This window comes from Streptomyces sp. NPDC043867 (assembly GCF_056435845.1).
In genome coordinates, this window is the sequence record NZ_JBWKDS010000004.1 from 211,675 (window position 1) to 235,585 (window position 23,911).

Consider the following 23,911-nt stretch of genomic DNA (forward strand, 5'->3'; position numbering starts at 1 on the left):
GAGGAAGGGGGAACACACCACAACCCCCCCCCAACAAAAAACAATCCTCACCCCCCCCCCCGGAGCGGGGCCTCCCCCCCCCCCCCCCCCCACCCCCCCCCCCGCGCCCGAGGCGTGTCCGGGGCGACGGGGCCCGACTCAGCGCTTGTGGCCGGGCCGGTCGGCCTCGCCGACGGCGGGGACGGAGGGCGGTCGGCGGGTGTCCTCTCCCCGCCCCCGCAACTCCCCCTTCACCACCTTCCCGCTCGCGTTGCGGGGGAGGTCCGGGACGAATTCGACCGTGCGCGGGACCTTGTAGTTGGCCATCTCGCGGCGGGACCAGGCGATCAGGTCGTCGGCGGTCAGGGTGGCGTGCGGGCGGCGTACGACGTAGGCCTTGCCGACCTCGCCGAGGCGGGCGTCCGGGACGCCGACGACGGCGACATCGGCCACGTCGGGGTGCAGGCCCAGCAGTTGCTCGATCTCCGCCGGGTACGCGTTGAAGCCGCCGACGATGAACATGTCCTTGATGCGGTCCGTGATGCGGAGGTTGCCGTCGGGGTCCAGGACGCCGACGTCACCGGTGCGCAGCCAGCCGTCCGGGGTGAGCACGGCCTCCGTGGCGGGCGCGTCCTCGAAGTAGCCCCGCATGACGTTGAAGCCGCGGACCAGGACCTCGCCGGGGGAACCGGCCGCCGCCCCGGCACCGGACGCGTCCACCACCCGTACCTCCGTGCCGGGGACGGCCCGCCCCGACGTCGAGGCGATCACCGCCGCCGCGTCACCGCGCCGGCACATGGTGACGATTCCGCTCGCCTCCGAGAGCCCGTACGCCGTCAGCACCGTGTCGATCTTCAGCTCCGCCTTCAGCCGCTCCACCAGGCGCAGCGGGACCACCGCCGCTCCCGTCACCACGAGCCGCAGCGCCGAGAGGTCGTGGGCGTCCCGGGACGGGTGGTCCAGGAGGGACTGGTGGAGGGTGGGCGGCCCGGGCAGGACCGAGACGCGTTCCGCGGCGACGTTCGCCAGCACCGTGTCCACGTCGAAGACGGGCTGCGGGATCATCGTCGCGCCCCGCATGAGGCATGCCACGATGCCCGCCTTGTAGCCGAAGGTGTGGAAGAACGGGTTCACGATCAGATAGCGGTCGCCCTCCCGCAGCCCGGACAGCTCGCACCACACGGCGTAGGCGCGCAGCGTCTGGGCGTGGGTGATCACCACGCCCCTGGGCCGGCCCGTCGTCCCGGACGTGTAGACGATGTCCGAGGGCGAGGAGCCGTCGAGGGCGTCCCCGCGCGCCCGGACGTCCGCCACCCCGGCCTGCTGCCCGCTCGCCAGGAAGTCCGCGAACGTACGGAAGTCGGCGGGGGCGTCGTCCGAGAGCACCACGACCTGCTCCAGGTGCGGCAGCCCCGGCAGCGGGCCCCGCCCCGCGCCCTCCCCCGCGGCCCGCCGCAGGGACGCCACGTACGACGTCCCGAGGAACGTGCCCGTCACGAACAGCAGCCTGGCCCGGCTCCGGGACAGCACGTACGCCGCCTCCGCGCCCTTGAACCGGGTGTTCAGCGGGACCAGCACCGCACCGGCGCACACGGCGCCGAGGGCCGAGACGATCCAGTCCAGGGTGTTGGGCGCCCAGACCGCCACCCGGTCGCCGGCCCGCACCCCGTTCGCCAGACAGGCCGCCGCCGCCCGCTCCACGCGCGCGCCCAGCTCCGCGTACGAGACGCGCGTACGGCCCTCGACGACCGCCTCGGCGTCGCCGTACCGCTCGGCCGCGGCCCGCACCAGCCCCGGGATGCTGCCCCACTCCAGGTCCCCGCGCATCGCACGCCTCCCCTGACCGGACGACCGGACGTACCGCTAGCTGACTGACCGTCAGATTAGCTGTAGCCTGACGCCCTGTCAGCAGGCGTGACCGCGCGCGGAGGTGTGCCCATGGCGGGCAAGGGGACGGGAAGCACGGCAGGGATCAAGGACGCCACCGCCGTCGTCGGCATCGGACAGACGGCCTTCGCCAGGCAACTGGCCGAATCCGAGAAGGCATTGGCCTGCCGGGCGATCCTCGCCGCCCTGGACGACGCCGGGATCGCACCCGCCGAGGTCGACGGGCTCGCCTCCTACACCATGGAGGAGACGGACGAGGTCGAGGTCGCCAAGGCGGTCGGGTTCGGCGACCTCACCCACTTCAGCAAAGTGGGCTACGGGGGCGGCGGTTCGTGCGCCACCGTGGCCCATCTCGCCGCCGCCGTCGCCACCGGACAGGCCACCGTCGGCGTCGCCTGGCGCTCGCGCAAACGGGGCAGCGGGCCCCGCCCGTGGCGGAACACCACCGTCCAGCTCCCCACCCCCGCCCAGTGGACCCGGCCCTTCGGGCTGCTCAGACCGGCCGACGAGATCGCCATGCTGGCCCGCCGCTACATGCACGAGTACGGCGCCACCCGCGACCACCTGTTCAACGTCGCCCTCGCCTGCCGCAACCGCGCCAACCAGAACCCGGCCGCCATGATGTACGAGCGCCCGCTGACCCGCGAGATGTACATGACCTCCCGCTGGATCAGCGAGCCCCTCTGCCTGTTCGACAACTGCCTGGAGACGGACGGCGCGCTCGCCTGCGTGGTCGTCCCGGCCGAACGGGCGCGCGACTGCCGCCACCGGCCCGTCTACGTCCACTCCGCCGCGCAGGGCCTGCCCGCCCAGCACCACGGCATGGTCAACTACTGGAACGACGACCCCCTCACCGGCCCCGCCTGGACCGCCGCCCGGCAGCTGTGGAAGCACGCCGACCTCACCCCCGAGGACGTCGACGTCGCCCAGATCTACGACGCCTTCACCCCCCTCGTACCGCTCTCGCTCGAGGGCTACGGCTTCTGCGGACGGGGCGAGGGCGGCGCCTTCACCGAGGGCGGCGCGCTGGAGATCGGCGGCCGGCTGCCCCTCAACACCGGCGGCGGCGGCCTCTCCGAGGCGTACGTGCACGGCTTCAACCTCATCAACGAGGGCGTCAAGCAGCTGCGGGGCACCAGCACCGCCCAGGTCCCCGGCGCCGCCACCTGCCTGGTCACGGCCGGGGAAGGCGTCCCGACCTCCGCCCTCCTGCTCAGGACCTGAGGAGCCGCCATGCCCCTGCTGCCCCCCGTCCCCGACGACGACGGCGCCCCCTTCTGGCGGTACGCCGCCCGAGGCGAACTGCGCGTCCAGGCCTGCGCCGGACCCGGCTGCGGCGAGCCGCGTTTCCCGCCGCGCCCCTGCTGCCCGCACTGCCACTCCTTCGCCGCCGAGTGGCGCAGGACGAGCGGGCGCGGACGGATCTGGTCCTACGTCGTCCCGCATCCGCCGCTGCTCCCGGCCTACGAGGAGCAGGCCCCGTACAACGCGATCGTCGTGGAGCTGGCGGAGGCGCCGCGGATCCGGCTCGTCGGGAACCTGGTCAGCGCGCCGGACGCCCGGCTCGACTCGGTCGACCCCGGCCGCATCCGGATCGGGGCGCGAGTGCAGGTGGTCTTCACCGGCGCCGGGACCGGCATGACCGTGCCCCGCTGGGTACTGGAGCGGCCGTGAGCGGCGGCCTGCGCACGAGCACCGACCAGGACACCGGCGTCGCCGTCCTCACCCTCGACCGGCCCGACAAGCTCAACGCGATCGACCTCGCACTCGCCGCCGAACTGGCCCGTGCCTGGCGGGAGCTGCGGCTCGACGACTCCGTACGGGCCGTCGTCCTCACCGGAGCGGGCGGCCGCGCCTTCTGCACGGGGATCGACCGGAGCGTGGACGTACCCCAGCCCGACTCGCCCTACATGACGGACGATCCGCTGCTCACGGTCGGCCCGAAGGCGAACGACCTGTGGAAGCCGGTGGTCGCCGCGGTCGAGGGGATGGCCTGCGGCGGCGCCTTCTACCTGCTGGGCGAGGCGGAGTTCGTCGTCGCGGGCGAGACGGCTGCCTTCTTCGACCCGCACACGACGTACGGCATGGTCAGCGCGTACGAGGCCGTCCACATGGCGCACCGGATGCCGTACGGGGAGGCCGCGCGGACGGCGCTCATGGGAACCGCCGAGCGGCTCTCCGCCCGCCGGGCGTACGAGATCGGCCTGGTGTCCGAACTCACAGCCTCTGGCGAGGCGTTGGAGGCCGCCGTGCGGTGCGCCGCCGTCATGGCCTCCTACCCGGCCGCGGCCGTACAGGGCACCGTCCGCGCCCTGTGGACGGCACGGGAGGCGGCGCGCGCCCACGCGTTCGCGCAGGCGCCGCACCTCATCGCGCTGGGCAACCTGCCAACGTCGCGGCAGGCCGAACTGTTCGCCGCACGGCGGCCGGACGGGTACCGGATGCGGTGAGCCCGCCCCGGCTGCTCGGTCGGTCCGCTCCGGCTGTCCGGTCGGCCCGGCGTCAGCTTCTCGGCCGGGCCGCCGGGTCGACCTCGCAGTGGTCCACCGAGTCGACGAGGCCCGAGCCGCCGACCTTCACGCGGACGGTCTCCTTGCCGCTCGCGGGGATCGTGACGCGCTCGTAGCCGGAGGTGACGGAGATGTCGTTCTCGTCGAGGAACTCGACCGTCACCGTGAACGTGCCCTTGCGGGCGTTCGGGTTGGACACCTCGACGGTCGCGTACGGAGTCTTCCTCGTCGCGCAGCTCAGCAGCCGCGCCTTCGCGTCCTCCAGCGACTTCGAGCCGCTGCCCGAGGAGGAGGTGGAGCGGTGGTTCGGACGCCGGTCGTAGCCGCCGCTGGTGCTGCCTCCGCCGGTGCTGCTGCTTCCGTACGTGTCGTCATCGTCGTAGTCGTCACCGGAACTCGTCGAGCCGGAACTCGTCGAGCCGGAGCTGTACGACCCTCCGCCCGACGTCGACGACGACGAACTGTCGTGGTTCTGGCTGGAGCTGCTGCAACCGCCGCCCCCGCCGCCCCCGCCGCCACTGTGGCTGCCGCCGCCGCGACCGCGCCCCGACGAGAAGCCGGTCAACGCGAGCACCACCATGGCCAGAACCGCTGCGAATTTGAGACTGCGCCCCCGTGTATGCATGTGATCAGACTACTCACCGCTCGCTCCCGGTCACACCGCATGACAGAGATGGCCGCGCATCCTCCACACCGCATGGCGGGTGCGCACTTCGCGGCGTAGCGTCGGTTGCGAGAGCAGTGAGGAGGCCCGCGATGGTCCGCAACGTTCTCGGGTCGGTACTCGCCCTCCTCGGAGCGGCGGCCGCCGTCTGGAGCCCTTTCCGTGCCTGGTACGACGGCCGTCACGGCCGGTACTACCGCGTGGGTGACCTGTTCTCCGGAGCCGGCGTCGGCGACGCCCGGGCCGGGCTGTTCGCCTCGCTCTTCCTCCCTCTCCTCGCAGCGGCGGTCCTGGCGGTCATCGGGGTGCTGCTGCGGTCGCGGCTGCTGGTCGCCCTCGCGGGCGTCGTCGTGCTCGGCTTCGCCGTGCTGTGGATGGTGCGCGTGGGTCAGGCCGAGTCCGGCCTGACCGTCGACAGCGACGGGAACGGCCTCGGCACCGGTGTCGCGGGCGCTCTCGCCGGTGGGGTGCTGCTGCTGCTCGGCGCGGCCGTGATGCGGGGCCGGGACGGGCGGCGCGAGCGCATGGCGACGCTGCCGCCGTCCGAGCGGTCCGCGCCGTCGGAGGAGCCCAGGTCCTGGCAGTCCCCGCGCCACCAGGAGGAGCCCAGGTCCTGGGAGTCCCCGTCCGAAGAGGAGCCCCGGTCACGGCAGTCCGCGCCCGCGGAAGAGCCGGGGTCGTGGCAGTCCGGGCCGGCCGGGGAGCCCCGGTCCTCGCAGTACCCGCCCCAGGAGGAGCCCGGGTCCTGGCAGTCCGGGCCGACGGATCCGACGCCGGACCGGCCGCCGCAGCGGGAGCCCGGCGGCACGGGTGCGGCGGAGGACGAGCCGACGGCCACGTGGCGGCGTCCGCCGGATCAGCACTGACAGGTGGCGGCGTCCGCCGGATCAGCACTGACAGGTGGCGGCGTCCGCCGGATCAGCATTGACAGGTGGCGGCGTCCGCCGGATCAGCACTGACAGGTGGCGGCGTCCGCCGGATCAGCACTGACAGGTGGCGGCGTCCGCCGGATCAGTACTGACGGGGCGCCCGGCCGACGCCGGTTGCCGTCCCGCCGGTCGGGCTGACGTGCCCTCGCGCCTCACGTCGTTCTCGCTGTGCCCGTGCCCTTCTCCGCGTCCAGGGCGTAGACGCATCTGTCCTTGCTGCAGGCGTAGACGACGCCGTCCTTGACGACGGGGGCGCCGGTGATCTCGCCGCCGGTGGCGAGCTTCCAGCGGAGGCGGCCGTCGTCGGCCTTCAGGGTGTAGAGGAGATGGTCGGTGGAGCCGAAGTGGATGCGGCCCTCGGCGACGGCGGGGGCGCCGACGATGTCGCCGCCCGCCTGGAAGCGCCACTTCGGGGTGCCGGTGACGGCGTCGAGCGTGTAGAGGCCCTTGCCGCTGCCGACGTGGACGTGGCCCGCGGCGACCAGGACGGGCTCGGCGGAGGCGCGGGACTCCGTCGCGATGCGCCAGCGGTCGCGGCCGTCGGTGGCGTCGAGCGCGTACACCGTGCCGAGGTAGTCGGCGAGGTAGACGCCGCCGCCCGTCACGGCGGGGCCGGGGGCGAAGGTGGGCGGGCAGAGGAAGACCGCGGGTGCCTCGAAGTGCCAGCGGACGTGGCCGCTCGTCACGTCGATGGCGAGGACCCGGGTGCCGGCGGAGACGTACACATATCCGTCGGGTGCCGGGGTCAGCCGGACCGGGACGCCGCCGCAGGAGGCCGCGTCGCCGATGGGGTACGACCAGCGCTCCTCGCCGGTCCGGGAGTCCAGGGCGCGCAGCCGCGCGTCCTTACACACGTAGACCGTGCCGTCGTGGACCGCGGGTCCGGCCTCAGTGGTCTCGAAGTCCGTCTGGGCGCCGGTGATCTCCCAGAGCTTGCGGCCGTTCGCGGCCTCCCAGGCCTGGACGCCGCCGCCGCGGGTGCCGGTGACGACGGTGCCGCGGTCGGCCTTGAGGGAGTAGACCCAGGCGTCGGTGGACAGGCGCCACAGGTCCGCGCCCTCGCGGGAGTCCAGGGCGAACAGCGTGGGGCCGTCGGAGGCGTGGATACGGCCGTCCGCGACCGCCATCGACCAGGCGACGTCGCGGGTCTTGAAGCGGCGCCGGCCGGTGGCCACGTCCAGCGCGTGGACCTCGAAGGAGGTGACGTAGACGAGGTCGTCGGCGACGGCGGGCGTGCCCCACACGTCGTTCGACATGCGGAAACGCCAGGGGCGCCAGCCGGACGGGGACTCCGGGGCCCGGGCGGGCGGCGCGACGGCGGGTGCCGGGTCGGCGCCGTTCACGCCGGGGCGCGGCCGGGACCAGGACGCGGCGAGGCCCGCCTCGGGAGGAGGCGCCTTCACCGCGGCGGCGCGGGCGTCGGCGACGCGCGGTCCCGGCCCGATCGGCACCCGGGCGCCGGCCAGCCGCACGGGACCGGTGTCGGGCGCGCCGACGGCCGACGGGGCCGGGGCGTGCTGCGGGACGGGTGGCAGCGCGGCGCCGCCCCGGGCTCCGCCGCCGCGGCCCGGCGCAGGGGCGGGCTGCACCGGGGGACGGCCGCCGCGGCGCGTCTCGATCAGGCCCACCGCCCGCTCGGGCAGCCACGCCGACGCCGTACCGCTGTCGTCGGAGCCGGAGCCGAAGAGGTGCGGTGCCAGCTGGGCCTGGAGGTCGGCGGGGTTGGGCCGGGCCGTCGCGTCCATCTGCATGCAGGACTCGATGAGGGGCCGCAGCTCGTCCGGGAGGCCTGCCAGGTCCGGCCCCTCCCGGAGCAGCATGAAGACGGTCTCGACGGGGTTCGCGCCGTGGAAGGGCGCGTGGCCGGTGGCGGCGAAGACGAGCATCGAGCCGAGCGAGAAGACGTCGCTGGCGCCGGTCACGCTGCGCGAGTCCTTGGCCTGCTCGGGTGACATGTAGGCGGGGGTGCCGACCGCGACGTTCGTCATGGTCAGCCGGGTGTTGGAGACCCCGGACGCGATGCCGAAGTCGATCACCCGGGGGCCGTCCTCGACGACGAGGACGTTGGAGGGCTTCAGGTCGCGGTGGACCAGCCCCGCGCCGTGGATGGACTGCAGGGCCTCGGCGACACCGGCCGCGAGCCAGCGCACCGCCTGGGCCGGGAGCGGCCCGCACTCGTTCACTATTTCCTCGAGCGAGGGCGCGGGGACGTACGCGGTGGCGAGCCACGGCACCGCCGCGCGCGGGTCGGCGTCGACGACGGCCGCCGTGTAGAAGCCGGAGACGGCCCGCGCGGCCTCCACCTCACGGGTGAAGCGGACCCGGAAGAGCTGGTCCTCCGCGAGTTCCGTCCTGACCGTCTTGATCGCCACGCGCCGGCCGGACGCCGAGCGCGCGAGATAGACCAGCCCCATGCCGCCCGCACCCAGCCGTCCCAGCACCTCGAACGGCCCGATCCGCCGCGGATCGTGCTGCGTCAGCTGATCCACCACTTGCCTGCCACCTCCCCGTACGGGCCGCGTCATCCACGTATGAACACGGCCCCGTGCAGCGTCTCACCACCGAACCGCCACAGCGGCACGCACCCCGATTCTTCCTGTCCTGGCCACCGGTTGCGAACCCGGGTGCGGATCGGGGTGTCTCAGGACAAAACCATGTCGGGCGGCTTCTGCAAAGCGGCGGCCGGATGGTGGAACGCGGGCAGCGGCCCGGTCAGCGCTGCATCACCGCGAACGACGCCCCCTGATTGTCCGTGACCACCGCCACCCGTCCGTACGAGGTGTCGAACGGGGGTGCCTGTACCCGGCCGCCGAGCCGCCGGACCGTCTCCAGCGCGTCCTCGCAGTCCCGGACGCCGAAGTGGACGAGGAAGTGCGGGGGCATCTCGGCCGGGAAGATGTCGGACACGGCGGCCCGGCCGACGTCTGGCTGGGCGGGGGTGCCGAAGAGGTCCTCGTAGAAGGAGCCGGACGGATCCCTGGCGTACAGCTCGGCCCAGCAGAAGGAGCCCTGCTGGTGGCGGCGGCCGAAGCCGGGGTGCCCTTCGGCCTGCCAGAGGCCGAAGACGGCGCCCTCGGGGTCGGCGGCGAGCACGGTCGTGCCGAGGGAGTCCACGGGCAGCGGGCCCGTGATCACCTGCCCGCCGGCCGCCCCGGTCCGCCGGGCGAGGGCCGCCGCGTCGCGGGTGGCGAAGTACACCGTCCACACGGTGGGCATCCGGCCGTCCCGCTTGGGCGTGAGGCCCGCGACGGGCTGCCCGTCCCGGTGGGCCCACACGGAGGTGCCGCGCCGCGCGGAGGAGGCGGTACGAGGGGTGCGCGGGGTGCCGTACGCCTCCTCGAAGGTCCATCCGAAGAGTTCGCCGTAGAAGCGCTTGCCCGCCTCGACGTCGGAGAGCTGAGCGTCCGTCCAGCAGGGGACGCCCTCCGCGAACGCGGCGGATGCGGCAGATGCCGTGGATTCGGCCATGCCGCCAAGCTAACGGCCCCGCACGCACCGCGCACGGTGGGCGCACCCCTGTCCCGGGGCCCGGAAATGGCCGTACTCCCCATTTGCAGTCGGCCGAATCGCGCTCCGATCACCCCTCGGTAAGCTGACGGCATGACAGGACAAGTGCGTACCGTCGACGGCCGTGTGGCCGGACGGCGTGGGCAGGCGACCAGGCAGAAACTGCTCGACTGCCTCAGCGAAATGCTCAGCTCCTCGCCCTACCGGGACGTCAAAGTCATTGATGTCGCCCGGAAGGCGGGCACGTCACCGGCGACTTTCTACCAGTACTTTCCGGACGTCGAAGGCGCCGTCCTGGAGATCGCCGAGCACATGGCCGCGGAGGGCGCCGGGCTGACCCAACTGCTCGAAGGGCGCTCCTGGGTCGGCAAGGCCGGGTGGCAGACCGCGCAGGAACTCGTGGACGGGTTCCTGGAGTTCTGGCGCCGGAACGACGCGATCCTGCGCGTCGTCGACCTGGGCGCCGCCGAGGGCGACAAGCGGTTCTACAAGATCCGGATGAAGATCCTGAACTCGGTGAACAACTCCCTCACGGACACGGTCGCCGAGCTGCAGTCCAAGGGCAAGGTCGACAAGGACGTGAACCCGGCGGCGATGGCCGGTTCGCTCGTCGCCATGCTCGCCGCGGTCGCCTCGCACCAGAAGGGCTTCCAGACGTGGGGCGTCAAGCAGGCTGAACTCAAGCCGAACCTGGCGATGTTGGTGCACCTCGGCGTCACGGGCAAGAAGCCGACGAAGTAGCACCCTTCCTCTCTTCCGGCACAATTCCTGTCAAGCGGGCGGCAGTCCACCGGTGTGGACTGCCGCCCGTTGCGCTGTGCGGGGCCGTCCCGCCCCGTGCCGGAGGGCCGCCGGGGGGGCGGCGGGTCCGGCCACCGCGCCGGCGGCCGGACCTAGGGCCTGTCGTTTGGATCAGGCTGGCTGTGACCGACGGTTCGTCCTGACCGGCCCGAGCGGGGTCTGGCGCGTGCAGCTGCAAGGCGGAGGAGGGAGTCGACGCGGAGCGTCGGCGACCGACGGCAACGCCGCAGATGTGCGTGCCAGACCCCGCGACGCCGGCGTGATCCAAACGACAGGCCCTAGCGCGGCACGATCCGGAACAGGCGGATCTCCCGGCTGACCCGCCGCTGGTACGTGGCGTACGGCGGCCAGAACGCCAGCGCCGCCCGCCATGCCGCCGCCCGCTCGTCCCCCTGGAGGAGGCGGGCGGTGACGGGCACGTCCCGGCCCTGCCAGCTGATCTCGGCGTCCGGGTGCGCCAGCAGGTTGGCGGTCCACGCGGGGTGTCCCGCCCGGCCGAAGTTCGAGCCGACGACGACCCAGCTGCCGGGCAGCGCGCCGCCGGACCGGCCCTCCGGCATGCAGGCCAGGGGCGTACGCCGCGGCAGGCCGCTCCGGGCGCCGCGCGCCGTCAGGATCACGCCCGGCAGCAGTCGCGCGCTGAGCAGCACCCTGCCGCGCGTCAGCCGGTGCACGGCTCGGTCGAGGGCGGGGATCACGTGCGGTGCGATCCGGGCGAAGGCCCTGGTCGAGGACACCTTCCGCACCAGCCGGAGGCCCGGGGCGACCGGATCGCCACCACTCCGGCCTCGCGGCGCCATCGGACCGCCACGCTTCCCGCGTCGCCGGGCCATCAGAGCGCCACCTCGCCCACGTCCCGAGGCGCCATCAGCCCGCCGGCTCTGCCCTGTCGCTGGGCCATCAGGCCGCCACCTCGCCCACGTCCCGAGGCACCATCAGCCCACCGCCTCTCCCGCGTCGCCAGGCCGTCCGCCACCGCCGCCTCTCCCGCGTCCCGGGCCATCAGACGGCCGCCCCTCCCCTGTCGCCGGGCCATCAGACCGCCGCCTCTCCCCTGTCGCCGGGCCATCAGACCGCCACCTCTACCGCTTCGAAGAGCCGTGCCGCGTCGGCCGCGTGCGCCCGCAGGCGGTGCACCGGCCCGAACAGCAGCTCGTCGCCCGCCGCCCGCTTGAAGTACAGGTGCGCCTCGTGCTCCCAGGTGAACCCGATGCCTCCGTGCAGCTGGATGCCTTCGGACGCGGCGGTCCGCAACGCCTCGAGCGCCTGCGCGAGCGCCAGGCCGCCCACCCGTTCACCGCCCGCGCCGCACGCCCAGGCCGCGTAGTACGCCGCCGACCGCGCCGCCTGGACCTGCACATAGACATCCGCGAGCCGGTGCTTGACCGCCTGGAAGGACCCGATCGGCCGCCCGAACTGCTGCCGCCGCCGCACGTACTCCACGGTCCGCTCCAGCGCACGGTCCGCGGCTCCGACGGCCTCCGCGGCGAGTACGGCGGCCGCCGCGTCCCCGGCGGCGGCGAGCGGGCCGAGCACGTCGGCGTCCTCGTCCCCGAGCAACTCGGCTTCCACGTCACGCAGTTCGATCCGGGCCTGGGGCCGCGTCCCGTCCAGCGCGGTCTGCCGCACCCGCACGAGCCCCCCGCCCGGCTCGGACGCGGCCCCCTCGCCCGTACGCCTCTCCGCAGCGGGCCGGACGAGGAACAACAGGGTCCGCGACCGCGCGAACCCCCCGGTGTGCGCGGCCACCACCAGAAGCCGCGCGCTGTGTCCGTCGAGCACCTGGGCCACCTGACCGTAGAGACGCCACCCGCCGTCGGTGCGCCTCGCCTGCACGCCGCCCGCCCGGCCGCCGCCGGCCCAGTCCCCCCGGTGGCCGCCGGCCAGACCGAGGGCGGCGGCGAGGCCGGGACCGGGCACGGCGAGAGCGGCGGTCAGTTCCCCGGCGGCGATCCGGGGCAGCAGGCCGGCGCGCTGGGCACCGGTGCCGAGGGCCAGGATCAGCGGGGCGGCGAGCACGGCCGTGGCCAGCAGCGGCGAAGGGGCGAGGAAGCGTCCCGACTCCTCGCAGGCGAGGGCGAGTTCGGTCATCGAGCAGCCGACGCCGCCGTACGCCTCGGGGAGAGCGAGGCCGGGCAGTCCGAGCTGGTGCGCGAGCGTCTCCCACAGTGCCGCGTCATACCCGGCGGGGGTCCGCACGGCGGCCCGCAACTCCCCGGGACCACAGCGCTTGTTCAGCAACTCCCGCACCGTACGGCGGATCTCGTCCTGCTCGGCGGTGAAGCGGGCGTCCATGGGCGGGCTCCTCCCCGGGGCGGCCCCCGGCCCGGGGGCTCCTCCCCCGGGCCCGATCTCCCGCCACCGAACCTGACGGACCGTCATGTTAGGTCGGGGCCGGACAGAAGCCCAGGGGCACGGCACCCTCCCAAGTCACGCGGTTACCGCACCCTCCCGCGTCCCGCCGCATCTGATGTACCGTCAGATACGTGTCCGCCACCCCACGCAGCGCCGCCACCGAACGCAGCACCACCACCCCACGCAGTGCCGTGACCCGACGCGGCACCGTTGCGCCCCGGACGGCCGGCACCCCGGGCCGGCGCGGGGTCGCCATCGTCGGTGCCGCGCTCGCCGACTGCGGCCGGGTGGACACGGCGACCCCGTACGCACTGCACGCCCAGGCGGCCCGCCGCGCACTGGCCGACTCGGGACTGGGCCGCGAGGCCGTCGACGGCCTCGCTTCCGCGGGCCTCGGCATCCTCGCCCCCGCGGAAGTCGCCGAATACCTGGGGCTCAGGCCCACCTGGGTCGACTCCACCTCGGTCGGCGGCGCCACCTGGGAGGTGATGGCCGCCCACGCGGCCGACGCCATCGCGGCAGGCCACGCGAACGCGGTCCTGCTGGTCTACGGCTCCACCGCCCGCGCCGACATCAGGGCGGGCCGCCGCACCGGAGATCTCTCGTTCGGCGCCCGGGGCCCGCTCCAGTTCGAGGTCCCGTACGGCCACACGCTCGTCGCCAAGTACGCGATGGCCGCCCGCCGCCACATGCACCAGTACGGCACCACCCTCGAACAGCTCGCCGCGGTCGCCGTCCAGGCACGGGCGAACGCCGCGCACAACCCGGAGGCGATGTTCCGCGACCCGATCACGGTCGACGACGTCCTGTCCGGCCCGATGATCGCGGACCCCTTCACCAAGCTGCACTGCTGCATCCGCTCCGACGGCGGCGCGGCCGTGCTGCTCGCCGCCGAGGAGTACGTACGCGACTGCCGTACCGGCCCGGTGTGGATCCTCGGCACCGGGGAGCACGTCTCGCACACGACGATGTCCGAGTGGGCCGACTTCACCGTGTCCCCGGCCGCCGTGAGCGGACGCCTCGCCTTCGGGCGCGCCGGCCTGCGCCCGGACGAGATGGACCTCGCGGAGATCTACGACGCCTTCACCTACATGACCCTCGTGACGCTGGAGGACCTCGGGTTCTGCGGGAAGGGCGAGGGGGGCGCGTTCGTGGAGAAGGGCCGGCTGACACTGCGCGGGGACCTGCCGGTGAACACCGACGGGGGCGGCCTCTCGGCCCAGCACCCGGGCATGCGCGGACTGTTCCTGCTGGTCGAGGCGGTACGGCAGTTGCGCGGCGAGGCGGGCGAGGGGCGGCAGGTGCGCAGGGCCGACGGGGGGCTGCCGCGCCTGGCGGTGGCGTCCGGGACCGGCGGCTGGTTCTGCTCCTCGGGGACGGTGGTGCTGGGGCGGGACTGACGCACGGGGGCGCCGGGACCGGTGCCCGCGGGGCCCCGGGCCATACTCGCTCCATGGAACCGGATCTTCATGAGCTGCTGCGATCGCTGCGGGTGTGGGACACCGACCTGCCCGGCTTCACGCCGGACGAGGCGCCCGGGGACCCGCTGACGCTGTTCGGGCGCTGGTTCGCCGAGGTGGTGGCCGCGGGCCAGACCGAGCCGCACACCATGTCCCTCGCCACGGCGGACGCGGACGGGCTGCCGGACACCCGCACGGTGATGCTGCACGGCGCGGACGCGGACGGCTGGTCCTTCGCGACGCACGCGACCAGCCGCAAGGGCCGCCAGCTGGCCGTCCGCCCGTACGCCGCCCTCGGCTTCTACTGGCCCGCCCAGGGCCGTCAGATCCGCCTCCGCGGCCCCGTCACGGTCGCGCCTGCGCACGAGGGGCAGGCAGATCTGCACGCCCGTTCCACCGGCGCGCTCGCCGCCGCCCTGGTGGGCCGGCACAGCGAGGTCCTGCCCGCGCGGGAGGAGTTGGAGCGGGCCTCGGAGGCGGCCTGGGCCCACGCGGAGCGCGAACCGGAGGCCGCCGCCCCGACCTGGACCCTGTACCGGCTCCGTCCCGACGAGGCGGAGTTCTTCCAGGGGGACGCCCGCAGGCGGCACGTGCGGCTGAACTACCGCCGCACTGCGGACGGCTGGCTAAAGGAGCTGCTCTGGCCGTGAGCACCGGCCGTCTGCAACTGCCATGAGCACCGGCCGGGAGGACCGGCCGGGAGGACCGGCCACGGGCGGCCACCCGGCTGCCCGGTTGCCCGGTTGCCCGGTTCGGGGTGACGGGGTTACGTCGGCTCGGACTCCGGTTCCGGGTCCGGGTGCGATCCCGGTTCCGGGTCCGGCCCCGGCCCCGGCCCCGGTTCCGGCTCCGCGTCCGTGGCGAGCCTCGCGTGCAGGTGGACGTCCCGGAAGGCGTCCTGCCGCCCCGCCTCGAACATCGCGCCCCGCAGCGTCCCCTCGTACCGGAACCCGCACCGCTCCGCGACCCGGCAGGAGACGTCGTGCCCGAGCGCGTGCCCCAGCTCCAGCCGGTGCAGGCCCAGGTCACTGAAGACGAAGCGCGCGATCGTCGCGAGGGCGCGGGTGGCGACCCCGCGGCCGCGCGCCTCGGGCAGCACCCAGTAACCGACGCGGGCGCAGCTCATGACGTGGTCGATCTCGTTGACCCCGATGTGCCCGAGGATCTCCCCGCTCGCGGCGTCCGTGACGCAGAACGAGGCCGCGGTACCGTCCACGGCGCTCTCGGCCCGCGTGCGGAGCGACTCCCGCGCGGCGTCGATGTCCCGGACCGCCTTGAGCGGCGTGTTCCACCGCTGGAACTCCGGGTCGGACAGCCCGCGCAGCCAGGCCCTGACCTCCGCGTCCGAGGCGGCGTTCCAGGGACGCAGCCGCAGACCGTGGCCGGTCGGCTCGCGGAAGGGGTAGGCGGGGTACTGCTCGTGCGCGTCGGCCATCCAGCCATTGAATCCCGCCCCGCGGCCCGGCACCCACCCGGGTCGGCCCGGCACCCACGCGGGTCGGCGCGACCGCCCGCACCACCGGTGAGCACCGCCGGTTCCCGAGCCGGACTCACCCCCGGGGCCGGAAGACCGGCATCCAGACCTCCGCCGGTCCCTGCGACCCCGTGGCCCGGAACGTCACCTCCAGCCCCATCCCGATCCGCAGCGCCGCCTCCCGGCACTCCACGATCCCGGTCATCATCCGCGGGCCCTCCGCGAGGTCGACGACGGCGGCGACGTACGGCGTGCGCCCGCGGAACGGCGGCAGGTCGTTGCGGTGGACGACGGACCACGTGTAGAGCGTGGCGTGGCCGCTCGCGGGCCGCCAGTGCACGTCCTCGCTCCAGCAGCGGGGGCAGAACTCACGGGGGTAGTGGTGGGTACGTGCGCAGGCGGCGCAGTAACGCAGCAGCAGCCGTCCCTCGGCCGCCGCCTCCCAGTAGGGGCGGCTGAACGCGTCGGCCTCCGGGAGATCGAACCGGTCCGGCCGCAGGGCTCCCGGCGGGCCGGCCGCCGCCCCCGCCGCCTGTCTCGCCCCCGTCACAGGAACAGCCCGAGCGCGTCGTCCACGGACCAGGTCTGCCAGGACATCGCGAAGAGGCCGACGACCGAGATGAGCGCCATCATCGCGTTCTGCCCCTGCTCGGCCCAGTCGTGGATCATCAGGACGAGGTAGAGCAGGTTCAGCAGCAGGCCGCCGGCCAGGGCGACCGGGGTGAGGAAACCGGCGACCAGGCCGAGCCCCAGGGCGAGTTCGGCGTAGACGACGACGTACGCCATCGTCCGGGGCCGGGGTGCGACGACCGTGTCGAAGCCGCTGCGGACGGCGTCCCAGCGGTGCTTGGAGGCGACGTCCGCCGCCCACGCGATCCCGGTCCCCCGCTCGAACCAGCCCTTCTTGTCCTTGTGCCGCCAGCTCTCCAGCCACCACAGCCCGAGTCCGACACGGAGCACGGCGAGCCACTGCGCGCCGGTGAACCAGATCGTGTCCATCGGCATCCACGCCTCCACTTGGAATCTGACGGTACGTCAGTTCAGCGCATCGGAAGGCGCCCGCGCAAGGGGCGTACGCGCCCGGCACCTACCCGTGCCCCCGTGACGGCCCGCGCCCCGTGACGGCCCGCTCGGGCACACGCCGTCGCCACAGCGGGGCGGCCCGCGTCACCGGCCCCACCCACCCTCGCCACGACCGTGATCAATTCGCAACCGATTCCGGTCTTGACCGAGACCCATCAAGTCAGGACGTGATTACGCTCGCGCTCATGGCCGACTCGACAGTTTCCTCGACACCCCGCCCGGTGCCGTCCCACGAAGACCGCCCCGTGTACGTGATCGGCGGCGGCCCTGGCGGACTCTCCGCGGCGTACGCACTGCGTGCCCGGGGCGTACGAGCCGTCGTGCTGGAGAGGTCGGACCGCGTCGGGGCCTCCTGGCGGCGCCACTACGACCGGCTGCACCTGCACACCACGCGCCGCCTGTCCGCCCTGCCCGGACTCGCGATGCCGCGCTCCTTCGGGCGGTGGGTGTCCCGCGACAACGTGGTGCGCTACCTGGAGAAGTACGCCGAGCACCACGAACTGGAGATCGTCACCGGCGTCGAGGTGTCCCGCATCGAACGGTCGGGGGACGACTGGCTGCTGCACGCCACCGGCGGCCGACGGCTGACCGGCAGCGCCGTGGTCGTCGCCACCGGCCACAACCACACCCCCCGGCTGCCCGACTGGCCCGGCCGCGACGCGTACACCGGCGAGCTGCTGCACGCCGGTGAGTACCGCAACCCCGCCCCCTACGCCGGCCGGGACGTCCTCGTCGTCGGCATCGGCAACACCGGTGCGGAGATCGCCGTGGACCTCGCCGAGGGCGGCGCCTCGCGGGTGCGGCTCGCGGTGCGCACGGCACCGCACATCGTGCGCCGTTCGACGGCCGGCTGGGCCGCCCAGTTCACCGGCATCCTCGTACGCCGCCTGCCGGTCCGGCTGGTGGACCGGCTGGCCGTCCCGGTGGCCCGGGTCAGCGTGCCCGACCTGTCGGCGCAGGGGCTGCCCCGGCCGGACCGCGGGCTCTACTCCCGGGTGCGGGAAGGCGCGATCCCGGTCCAGGACGTCGGTCTCGTCGACGCCGTGCGCCAGGGGCGGGTCGAGATCGTGGCCGCCGTCGAGAGCTTCGAGGACGGCAAGGTCGTCCTCGCGGACGGCGACCGCATCGAGCCGGACGTCATCATTGCCGCCACCGGTTACCGGCGCGCGCTGGAGGGACTCGTCGGTCACCTCGGCGTGCTCGACGCGCGCGGCCGCCCCGTCGTCCACGGCGCCCGCACCCCGCGGGACGCTCCCGGCCTGTACTTCACCGGCTTCACCAACCCCATCAGCGGCATGTTCCGCGAACTCGCCCTCGACGCACAGAAGATAGCGAAGGCGATCGCCCGCAAGACCGCCCGAAGCGCCGGCCGGTAGTAGCACCGGCGGCGACAGCAACCCGCCCCGGAGGACCGGCCTACGCCAGTGAGCCACCCGGGGACGTGGTGCGTCCGCGCACTGCGGCGAGCCGCTGCCCGAACCACCGACTGAGCGGAGGCTGACGCGGGGCCGGGCAGCCGACACGCGAACCTGCACACGGCACACCCCTCGCGTGGCCCCGACCCGGGAAACCGGAGAACCCGAGAACCCGAGAACCGAACCCCACCCGTTCCGGCCCCCCGGCGCTCCTTTCCGGACGGCGGTCCTCCGCCGGGTTCCGCTCCGGCGTACGGCGGGTACCGACCCGGTACGCACCTCCCCGGCCCCGGGACTCCCGGCCCCCGGGAGTCCTCCGCCACGGCACCGCCCTCGTCACCCGCGCCGTCCCCGCGGCCCACGCCCCTCTCCCCACCCACAGCCTTTGCCTGCACGAAGGTTCCTGACGGAGCGTCAGTTACGTAATCTGACACTACGTCAGTCAAATGGCTCTCACACAGGAGCGGGCGGACCGATGCTTGGATCAACCCACGGCACCCTCACCACCGACTCCCGCCGGGCCCGCGTCATCGCCTGCGGCGAGCAACCCTCACCGGTCGTCCACGGCAGACCCGCCGAACCCGACGACCTGGACGTCAGCGGCCGTCCGCTGTATGCCGCCGTACCCGATCTGGACCGCTTCTTCCGTCCCGAGTCCGTGGCCGTCGTCGGCGCCTCCGACTCCGAGGGCCGGCCGAACGCCGGGATCACCCGGCAACTGGTCGCGTGGGCCGAGCGGGTCGGCGCCCGCCTCCACCCCGTGCACCCCACCCGCCGTTCCGTCTTCGGCATCCCCTGCTTCCCCTCCGTCGGCGAGCTGCCCGAACGGGTCGACCTGGCCGTGCTCCTGGTCGGCGACCCCGTGCCCGTGATCGCGGAACTGGCCGACGCCAAGGTGCGCTTCGCGGTCGCCTTCGCGTCCGGGTTCGCGGAGACCGGGACCGAGGGCGCGGCGGCGCAGTCCCGCCTCAGCGCCGCCGTCGCCCGGTCCGGGGTGCGGCTGCTCGGGCCCAACACCAACCTCAACGCCTTCGAGCGGTTCCGCGACGACCTGGAAGGTCCGGCGATCGCGCTCGTCACACAGTCCGGACACCAGGGCCGCCCGGTCTTCGCCCTCCAGGAGCTGGGCATCCGCCTCTCCCACTGGGCCCCCACCGGCAACGAGGCCGACCTGGAGAGCGCCGACTTCATCTCCTACTTCGCCGAGCGTCCCGAGGTGGGCGCCATCGCCTGCTACCTCGAGGGACTGAAGGACGGCCGTTCCTTTCTGCTCGCCGCCGACCGCGCCGTGCGCCGCGGAGTGCCGGTCGTCGCGGTCAAGGTGGGCCGCACCGAGGCCGGCGCACGCACGGCCGCCTCTCACACCGGCAAGCTGACCGGCTCCGACGCCGTGGTGGACGCGGCGATGCGGCAGTACGGCGTGATCCGCGTGGACGGACTCGACGAACTCCAGGACACCGCCGCCCTGCTGGCCCGCGCGCGCACCCCGCGGGCGGACGGCGTCGTCGTCTATTCGATCTCGGGCGGCACGGGCGCGCACTTCGCGGACCTGGCGACGGCGGCCGGGCTGTCGCTGCCCACACTGTCCCCCGCCAAGCAGGCGGAACTCCACACCTGGATACCGCAGTACCTGAACGTCGCCAATCCCGTCGACAACGGCGGCCACCCGGTGGGTGACCGGCGGGGCCGGAAGATCATCGACGCGATCCTCGCCGACCCGTCCGTCGGGGTGCTGATCTGTCCCGTCACCGGGCCCTTCCCGCCGATGAGCGACAAGCTCGCCCAGGATCTGGTGGACGCGGCGGAACAGACGGACAAGCTGGTGTGCGTGGTGTGGGGGTCGCCGGTCGGCACGGAGTCCGCGTACCGCGAGACCCTGCTCGGCTCGGCGCGGGTCGCCACCTTCCGTACGTTCGCCAACTGCATCACCGCCGTCCGCGCCCACCTGGAACACCACCGGTTCGCCGCCGCGTACCGCTCGCCCTTCGACGAGGCGCCCCGCACGCCCTCGCCCTCCTTCCGCAAGGCGCGGGCGCTGATGCGTCCGGGACAGCAGCTGAGCGAGCACGCGGCGAAGCAGCTGCTGCGGACGTACGGCATCCGGGTGCCGCGCGAGCAGCTGGTGACCAGCGCGGCGGCGGCCGTGCGCGCGGCGAGCCTGGTCGGCTACCCCGTCGTGATGAAGGCGTCCGGCGCGCAGATCGCCCACAAGACCGAACTGGGCCTGGTGAAGGTCTCTCTGACCTCCGCCAGCCAGGTCAGGGACGCCTATCGCGAGCTGACCGACATCGCGCGCTACGAGGGGATCTCGCTGGACGGCGTACTCGTGTGCCAGATGGTCGAGCGGGGTGTCGAGATGGTCGTGGGCGTCACGCACGACCCGCTCTTCGGGCCGACCGTCACCGTCGGGCTCGGCGGCGTCCTCGTCGAGGTGCTGCGGGACGTGGCCGTGCGGGTGCCGCCGTTCGGCGAGGACCAGGCGCGGACCATGCTGGCCGAGCTGCGGGGGCGGGCGCTGCTCGACGGCGTACGCGGGGGCCCTCCCGTCGACGTGGACGCGCTCGTCGAGGTGATCCTCCGGGTGCAGCGGATGGCGCTGGAACTCGGGGACGACATCGCGGAGCTGGACATCAATCCGCTGGTGGTGCTGCCCCGGGGGCAGGGCGCCGTGGCCCTGGACGCGCTGGCGGTCTGCCACTGACCGGCCGCGCGACCGGCCCGCCGGCCCACCCCGGGCCCGCCGCGCCGGCACCGCCGCCGCGACCCGCCGTACGAAACGGAGCTCCCCCATGACGTCCTCCCCCGACGCGTCCCTCTCCGACGCGTCCCCTGCCGACGCGTCCTCCCCCGACGGCTCCCCGGGCCACGGGCGCACCGGCGACCCAGGCCCCCGTGACCCGGAGAGATCCCTCGGCTCATTGGTACTGCACGCCACTGACAACGCCGTCTCGTGGATCACCCTGAACCGGCCCGAGGCCATGAACGCCGTCACCCCGGACCAGCGCGAACGCGTGATCGCGCTGCTCGCGGAGGCGTCCGCCGACCCCGGCGTCCGGGCCGTCGTCGTCACCGCGACAGGGCGCGGCTTCTGCGCGGGCGCCGACCTGCGGGGCACGCCGACCGGCGGTGACCGCGTGCCCGGCGACGTGGCCCGCACCATCCGGCTCGGCGCGCAGCGGCTCGTCTCCGCCGTCCTCGACTGCGAGAAGCCGGTGATCGCGGCCGTGAACGGCACCGCCGCCGGTATCGGCGCCCATCTGGCGTTCGCCTGCGACCTGGTCCTCGCGGCCGAACCGGCCACGTTCATCGAGGTGTTCGCGCGCCGGGGACTGGTCCCGGACGGCGGCGGCGCCTATCTCCTCGCGCGCCTGACCGGACCGCAGCGCGCCAAGGAGCTGATGTTCTTCGGCGACGCGCTCACCGCCGCGGACGCGGAAAGGCTCGGCCTCGTCAACCGTGTCGTCCCCGCCGGGGACCTGGAACAGACCGCGCGCGCCTGGGCGGAGCGGCTCGCCGCGGGCCCGACCCGCGCCCTCGCCCTCACCAAGCAGCTCGTCAACGCCTCCCTGGACGGCGACCGGGCCGCGGCGTTCGCGCTGGAGGCGGCGGCGCAGGAGATCAACATGACGACTTCGGACGCCCGGGAGGGCGTCGCGAGCTTCGTGGAACGCCGAAGCCCGCGGTACCGGGGCCGCTGAACCCACGGCGGCGACGGCCCGCCGTAACCTCTACCCGTGCCCGCACCCCGCCCGCATCGCGTCGCCGTCCTCGTGCTCGAGGGGGCGAAGCCGCTCGACGTCGGAATCCCCGCCCAGGTCTTCACGACCCGCGCGAGCATGCCGTACGAGGTGCGGGTGTGCGGGGCGGCACCCGGTCTCGTGACCGGCGGCGACGGCCTCGCGTACTACGTCGCCCACGGCCTCGACGCGCTGGCGTGGGCCGACATCGTCTTCGTCCCCGGCTACCGGTTCCCGGACCGCGACGACCCGCCGCGGGCCGTCGTCGGCGCGCTGGTCGCCGCCCACGAGCGGGGCGCGCGGCTCGCCGCCATCTCGACGGGTGCCTTCGCGCTCGCCGCCACGGGCCTGCTCGACGGCAGACGTGCCACGACCCACTGGCACTACACGCGGGCACTCATGGCCAGGCATCCGCTCGTCCAGGTCGACGAGAACGTGCTGTTCGTCGACGAGGGCAGCGTGCTCACCTCGGCCGGCGCCGCCTCCGGCATCGACCTGTGCCTGCACATCCTGCGCGGCGACCTCGGAGTGGCCGCGTCCAACCACGCGGCCCGGCGTCTGGTCGCCGCCCCCTACCGCAGCGGCGGCCAGGCCCAGTACGTGCCGCGCAGCGTCCCCGAGCCGCTCGGCGAGCGGTTCGCGGCCACCCGCGAGTGGGCGCTGCACCGGCTCGGTGAGCCCCTCACCCTCGATGTACTGGCGCGGCAGGCGGGGGTCTCGCCGCGCACGTTCTCCCGGCGCTTCGTCGAGGAGACCGGCTACACGCCGATGCAGTGGGTGATGCGTGCCCGTATCGACCTGGCCCGCGAGCTGCTCGAGCGCTCGCAGCGCGGCGTCGAACAGATCGCCGCCGACATCGGGCTCGGCACCGGCGCGAACCTGCGTCTGCACTTCCAGCGCATCCTCGGCACCACACCGAGCGAGTACCGGCGCACCTTCACCCGGGGTGAGTAGCCCCGTCGACACCGCGTGGCGGGATCCTTTTGAACCATGGCGATCCCGCCACTGTCAGCGGCGGCGGCCGCGGGCGAGCCTGGGGTGAAAGGGAAGGGACCCCACTCATGACTCGCATCGCCATCAACGGATTCGGCCGCATCGGACGCAATGTGCTGCGCGCACTGCTGGAGCGCGACACCGCCCTGGAGATCGTCGCCGTCAACGACCTGACGGAGCCCGCCACGCTCGCCCGGCTGCTCGCCTACGACAGCACCGCCGGCCGGCTCGGGCGCCCGGTGACCGTCGACGGGGACGCCCTCGTCGTCGACGGACACCGGATCACGGTGCTGGCCGAGCGCGAACCGGCGCAGCTGCCGTGGGCGGAACTCGGCGTCGACATCGTCCTGGAAGCCACCGGCCGCTTCACCTCGGCCAAGGCCGCGCGCGCCCACCTCGACGCGGGCGCGAAGAAGGTACTCGTCAGCGCGCCGTCGGACGGCGCCGACGTCACGCTCGCGTTCGGGGTCAACAACGACGCCTACGACCCGGCCCTGCACACGATCGTCTCGAACGCCTCCTGCACGACCAACGCGCTCGCGCCGCTGGCCGCGGTCCTCGACGAACTCGCCGGTATCGAGCACGGGTTCATGACGACGGTGCACGCCTACACGCAGGAGCAGAACCTGCAGGACGGTCCGCACCGCGACGCCCGTCGCGCCCGGGCCGCCGGCGTCAACATCGTGCCGACCACGACCGGCGCCGCCAAGGCGATCGGCCTGGTGCTGCCGAACCTCGCGGGCAAGCTGTCGGGCGACTCGATCCGCGTACCGGTGCCGGTGGGCTCGATCGTCGAACTCAACACGACCGTCGCCCGCGACGTGACGCGCGACGACGTGCTGGCGGCATACCGCACCGCGGCGGACGGGCCGCTCGCCGGCATCCTCGAGTACTCGGACGACCCGCTCGTGTCGTCCGACATCACGGGCAATCCCGCCTCGTCGATCTTCGACTCGGCTCTCACCCGTGTCGACGGCCGCCACGTCAAGGTGGTCGCGTGGTACGACAACGAGTGGGGTTTCTCGAACCGCGTGATCGACACGCTCGAGTTCCTCGCCACCCGCTGACCGGACGCCGCGGCGGCACCCGGCCTCCCGAACTGCCCTGCTTCATGAGG

At 73.9% G+C, this 23,911-nt stretch carries 21 protein-coding genes; 12 read left to right on the forward strand and 9 right to left on the reverse strand.

Annotated features, from left to right (window positions below):
- Positions 1 to 138 precede the first annotated feature (138 nt).
- Positions 139 to 1,806, reverse strand: coding sequence for a FadD3 family acyl-CoA ligase (locus AC069T_RS06005; protein WP_478781560.1), 1,668 nt, complete (start codon positions 1,804 to 1,806; stop codon positions 139 to 141).
- A 111-nt stretch (positions 1,807 to 1,917) separates the two neighbouring features.
- Between AC069T_RS06005 and AC069T_RS06010 the strand changes: the two genes are divergently transcribed.
- Genes AC069T_RS06010 through AC069T_RS06020 form a run of 3 tightly spaced genes read left to right on the forward strand, consistent with a single transcriptional unit; the run spans position 1,918 to position 4,316 of the window.
- Complete coding sequence (locus AC069T_RS06010; RefSeq protein ID WP_478781561.1) at positions 1,918 to 3,090, forward strand: lipid-transfer protein; 1,173 nt, start codon at positions 1,918 to 1,920, stop codon at positions 3,088 to 3,090.
- Between the two features lie 9 nt (positions 3,091 to 3,099).
- The gene (locus AC069T_RS06015) at positions 3,100 to 3,540 is read left to right on the forward strand and encodes a Zn-ribbon domain-containing OB-fold protein (RefSeq protein WP_478781562.1); all 441 of its coding nucleotides are present in this window, start codon (positions 3,100 to 3,102) and stop codon (positions 3,538 to 3,540) included.
- Positions 3,537 to 4,316 (forward strand): enoyl-CoA hydratase/isomerase family protein, encoded by a 780-nt coding sequence (locus AC069T_RS06020; RefSeq protein ID WP_478781563.1) that lies wholly within the window; start codon positions 3,537 to 3,539, stop codon positions 4,314 to 4,316. Before AC069T_RS06015 ends, AC069T_RS06020 begins: the two co-directional genes overlap by 4 nt.
- Positions 4,317 to 4,368: 52 nt before the next feature.
- Here AC069T_RS06020 and AC069T_RS06025 read toward each other — a convergent pair whose 3' ends face one another.
- Positions 4,369 to 5,001 (reverse strand): hypothetical protein, encoded by a 633-nt coding sequence (locus AC069T_RS06025; RefSeq protein WP_478781564.1) that lies wholly within the window; start codon positions 4,999 to 5,001, stop codon positions 4,369 to 4,371.
- 131 nt (positions 5,002 to 5,132) lie between these two features.
- On the opposite strand from AC069T_RS06025, the gene AC069T_RS06030 reads away from it, so the two are divergent.
- Positions 5,133 to 5,906 carry a hypothetical protein gene (locus tag AC069T_RS06030; RefSeq protein WP_478781565.1) on the forward strand — a complete coding sequence of 258 codons (774 nt, stop codon included), beginning with the start codon at positions 5,133 to 5,135 and terminating at the stop codon, positions 5,904 to 5,906.
- Positions 5,907 to 6,121: 215 nt separating this feature from the next.
- Here the strand turns inward: AC069T_RS06030 and AC069T_RS06035 are convergent, their stop codons facing one another.
- Together AC069T_RS06035 and kbpA are read right to left on the reverse strand one after the other, a co-directional pair.
- Positions 6,122 to 8,461, reverse strand: coding sequence for an outer membrane protein assembly factor BamB family protein (locus tag AC069T_RS06035; protein ID WP_478781566.1), 2,340 nt, complete (start codon positions 8,459 to 8,461; stop codon positions 6,122 to 6,124).
- A gap of 220 nt (positions 8,462 to 8,681) precedes the next feature.
- A complete protein-coding gene (kbpA, locus tag AC069T_RS06040; protein WP_478781567.1) occupies positions 8,682 to 9,437 on the reverse strand; it encodes an AfsK-binding protein KbpA in 756 nt (251 codons plus the stop codon).
- 144 nt (positions 9,438 to 9,581) lie between these two features.
- On the opposite strand from kbpA, the gene AC069T_RS06045 reads away from it, so the two are divergent.
- On the forward strand, positions 9,582 to 10,217 hold the full coding sequence (locus tag AC069T_RS06045; RefSeq protein ID WP_478781650.1) for a TetR family transcriptional regulator: 636 nt from the start codon (positions 9,582 to 9,584) through the stop codon (positions 10,215 to 10,217).
- A 338-nt stretch (positions 10,218 to 10,555) separates the two neighbouring features.
- Here AC069T_RS06045 and AC069T_RS06050 read toward each other — a convergent pair whose 3' ends face one another.
- Both AC069T_RS06050 and AC069T_RS06055 read right to left on the reverse strand, forming a co-directional pair.
- On the reverse strand, positions 10,556 to 11,077 hold the full coding sequence (locus AC069T_RS06050) for a nitroreductase family deazaflavin-dependent oxidoreductase (protein WP_478781568.1): 522 nt from the start codon (positions 11,075 to 11,077) through the stop codon (positions 10,556 to 10,558).
- Positions 11,078 to 11,345: 268 nt separating this feature from the next.
- Positions 11,346 to 12,572 (reverse strand): acyl-CoA dehydrogenase family protein, encoded by a 1,227-nt coding sequence (locus AC069T_RS06055; RefSeq protein ID WP_478781569.1) that lies wholly within the window; start codon positions 12,570 to 12,572, stop codon positions 11,346 to 11,348.
- Between the two features lie 251 nt (positions 12,573 to 12,823).
- Between AC069T_RS06055 and AC069T_RS06060 the strand changes: the two genes are divergently transcribed.
- Together AC069T_RS06060 and AC069T_RS06065 are read left to right on the forward strand one after the other, a co-directional pair.
- Positions 12,824 to 14,032, forward strand: a complete 1,209-nt coding sequence (locus AC069T_RS06060) for a thiolase C-terminal domain-containing protein (protein ID WP_478781651.1) — start codon at positions 12,824 to 12,826, stop codon at positions 14,030 to 14,032.
- A 53-nt stretch (positions 14,033 to 14,085) separates the two neighbouring features.
- Positions 14,086 to 14,742 (forward strand): pyridoxine/pyridoxamine 5'-phosphate oxidase, encoded by a 657-nt coding sequence (locus AC069T_RS06065; protein WP_478781570.1) that lies wholly within the window; start codon positions 14,086 to 14,088, stop codon positions 14,740 to 14,742.
- Positions 14,743 to 14,858: 116 nt separating this feature from the next.
- Here AC069T_RS06065 and AC069T_RS06070 read toward each other — a convergent pair whose 3' ends face one another.
- The 3 genes from AC069T_RS06070 to AC069T_RS06080 form a co-directional block, all read right to left on the reverse strand.
- Entirely contained in the window at positions 14,859 to 15,527 is a 669-nt protein-coding gene (locus AC069T_RS06070; protein WP_478781571.1) for a GNAT family N-acetyltransferase, read from the reverse strand.
- A gap of 115 nt (positions 15,528 to 15,642) precedes the next feature.
- Positions 15,643 to 16,065, reverse strand: a complete 423-nt coding sequence (locus AC069T_RS06075) for a Zn-ribbon domain-containing OB-fold protein (protein ID WP_478781652.1) — start codon at positions 16,063 to 16,065, stop codon at positions 15,643 to 15,645.
- A 47-nt stretch (positions 16,066 to 16,112) separates the two neighbouring features.
- On the reverse strand, positions 16,113 to 16,565 hold the full coding sequence (locus AC069T_RS06080) for a DoxX family protein (protein WP_478781653.1): 453 nt from the start codon (positions 16,563 to 16,565) through the stop codon (positions 16,113 to 16,115).
- Positions 16,566 to 16,834: 269 nt separating this feature from the next.
- On the opposite strand from AC069T_RS06080, the gene AC069T_RS06085 reads away from it, so the two are divergent.
- The 5 genes from AC069T_RS06085 to gap all read left to right on the forward strand — a co-directional run bounded on the left by AC069T_RS06085 (position 16,835) and on the right by gap (position 23,861).
- Positions 16,835 to 18,025, forward strand: coding sequence for a flavin-containing monooxygenase (locus AC069T_RS06085; RefSeq protein ID WP_478781572.1), 1,191 nt, complete (start codon positions 16,835 to 16,837; stop codon positions 18,023 to 18,025).
- A 514-nt stretch (positions 18,026 to 18,539) separates the two neighbouring features.
- The gene (locus tag AC069T_RS06090; RefSeq protein WP_478781573.1) at positions 18,540 to 20,765 is read left to right on the forward strand and encodes an acetate--CoA ligase family protein; all 2,226 of its coding nucleotides are present in this window, start codon (positions 18,540 to 18,542) and stop codon (positions 20,763 to 20,765) included.
- A gap of 88 nt (positions 20,766 to 20,853) precedes the next feature.
- The gene (locus AC069T_RS06095) at positions 20,854 to 21,762 is read left to right on the forward strand and encodes an enoyl-CoA hydratase/isomerase family protein (RefSeq protein ID WP_478781574.1); all 909 of its coding nucleotides are present in this window, start codon (positions 20,854 to 20,856) and stop codon (positions 21,760 to 21,762) included.
- Positions 21,763 to 21,798: 36 nt separating this feature from the next.
- Complete coding sequence (locus AC069T_RS06100) at positions 21,799 to 22,755, forward strand: GlxA family transcriptional regulator (protein WP_476753970.1); 957 nt, start codon at positions 21,799 to 21,801, stop codon at positions 22,753 to 22,755.
- Positions 22,756 to 22,862: 107 nt separating this feature from the next.
- A complete protein-coding gene (gene gap, locus AC069T_RS06105) occupies positions 22,863 to 23,861 on the forward strand; it encodes a type I glyceraldehyde-3-phosphate dehydrogenase (protein WP_478781575.1) in 999 nt (332 codons plus the stop codon).
- Positions 23,862 to 23,911: the final 50 nt, after the last annotated feature.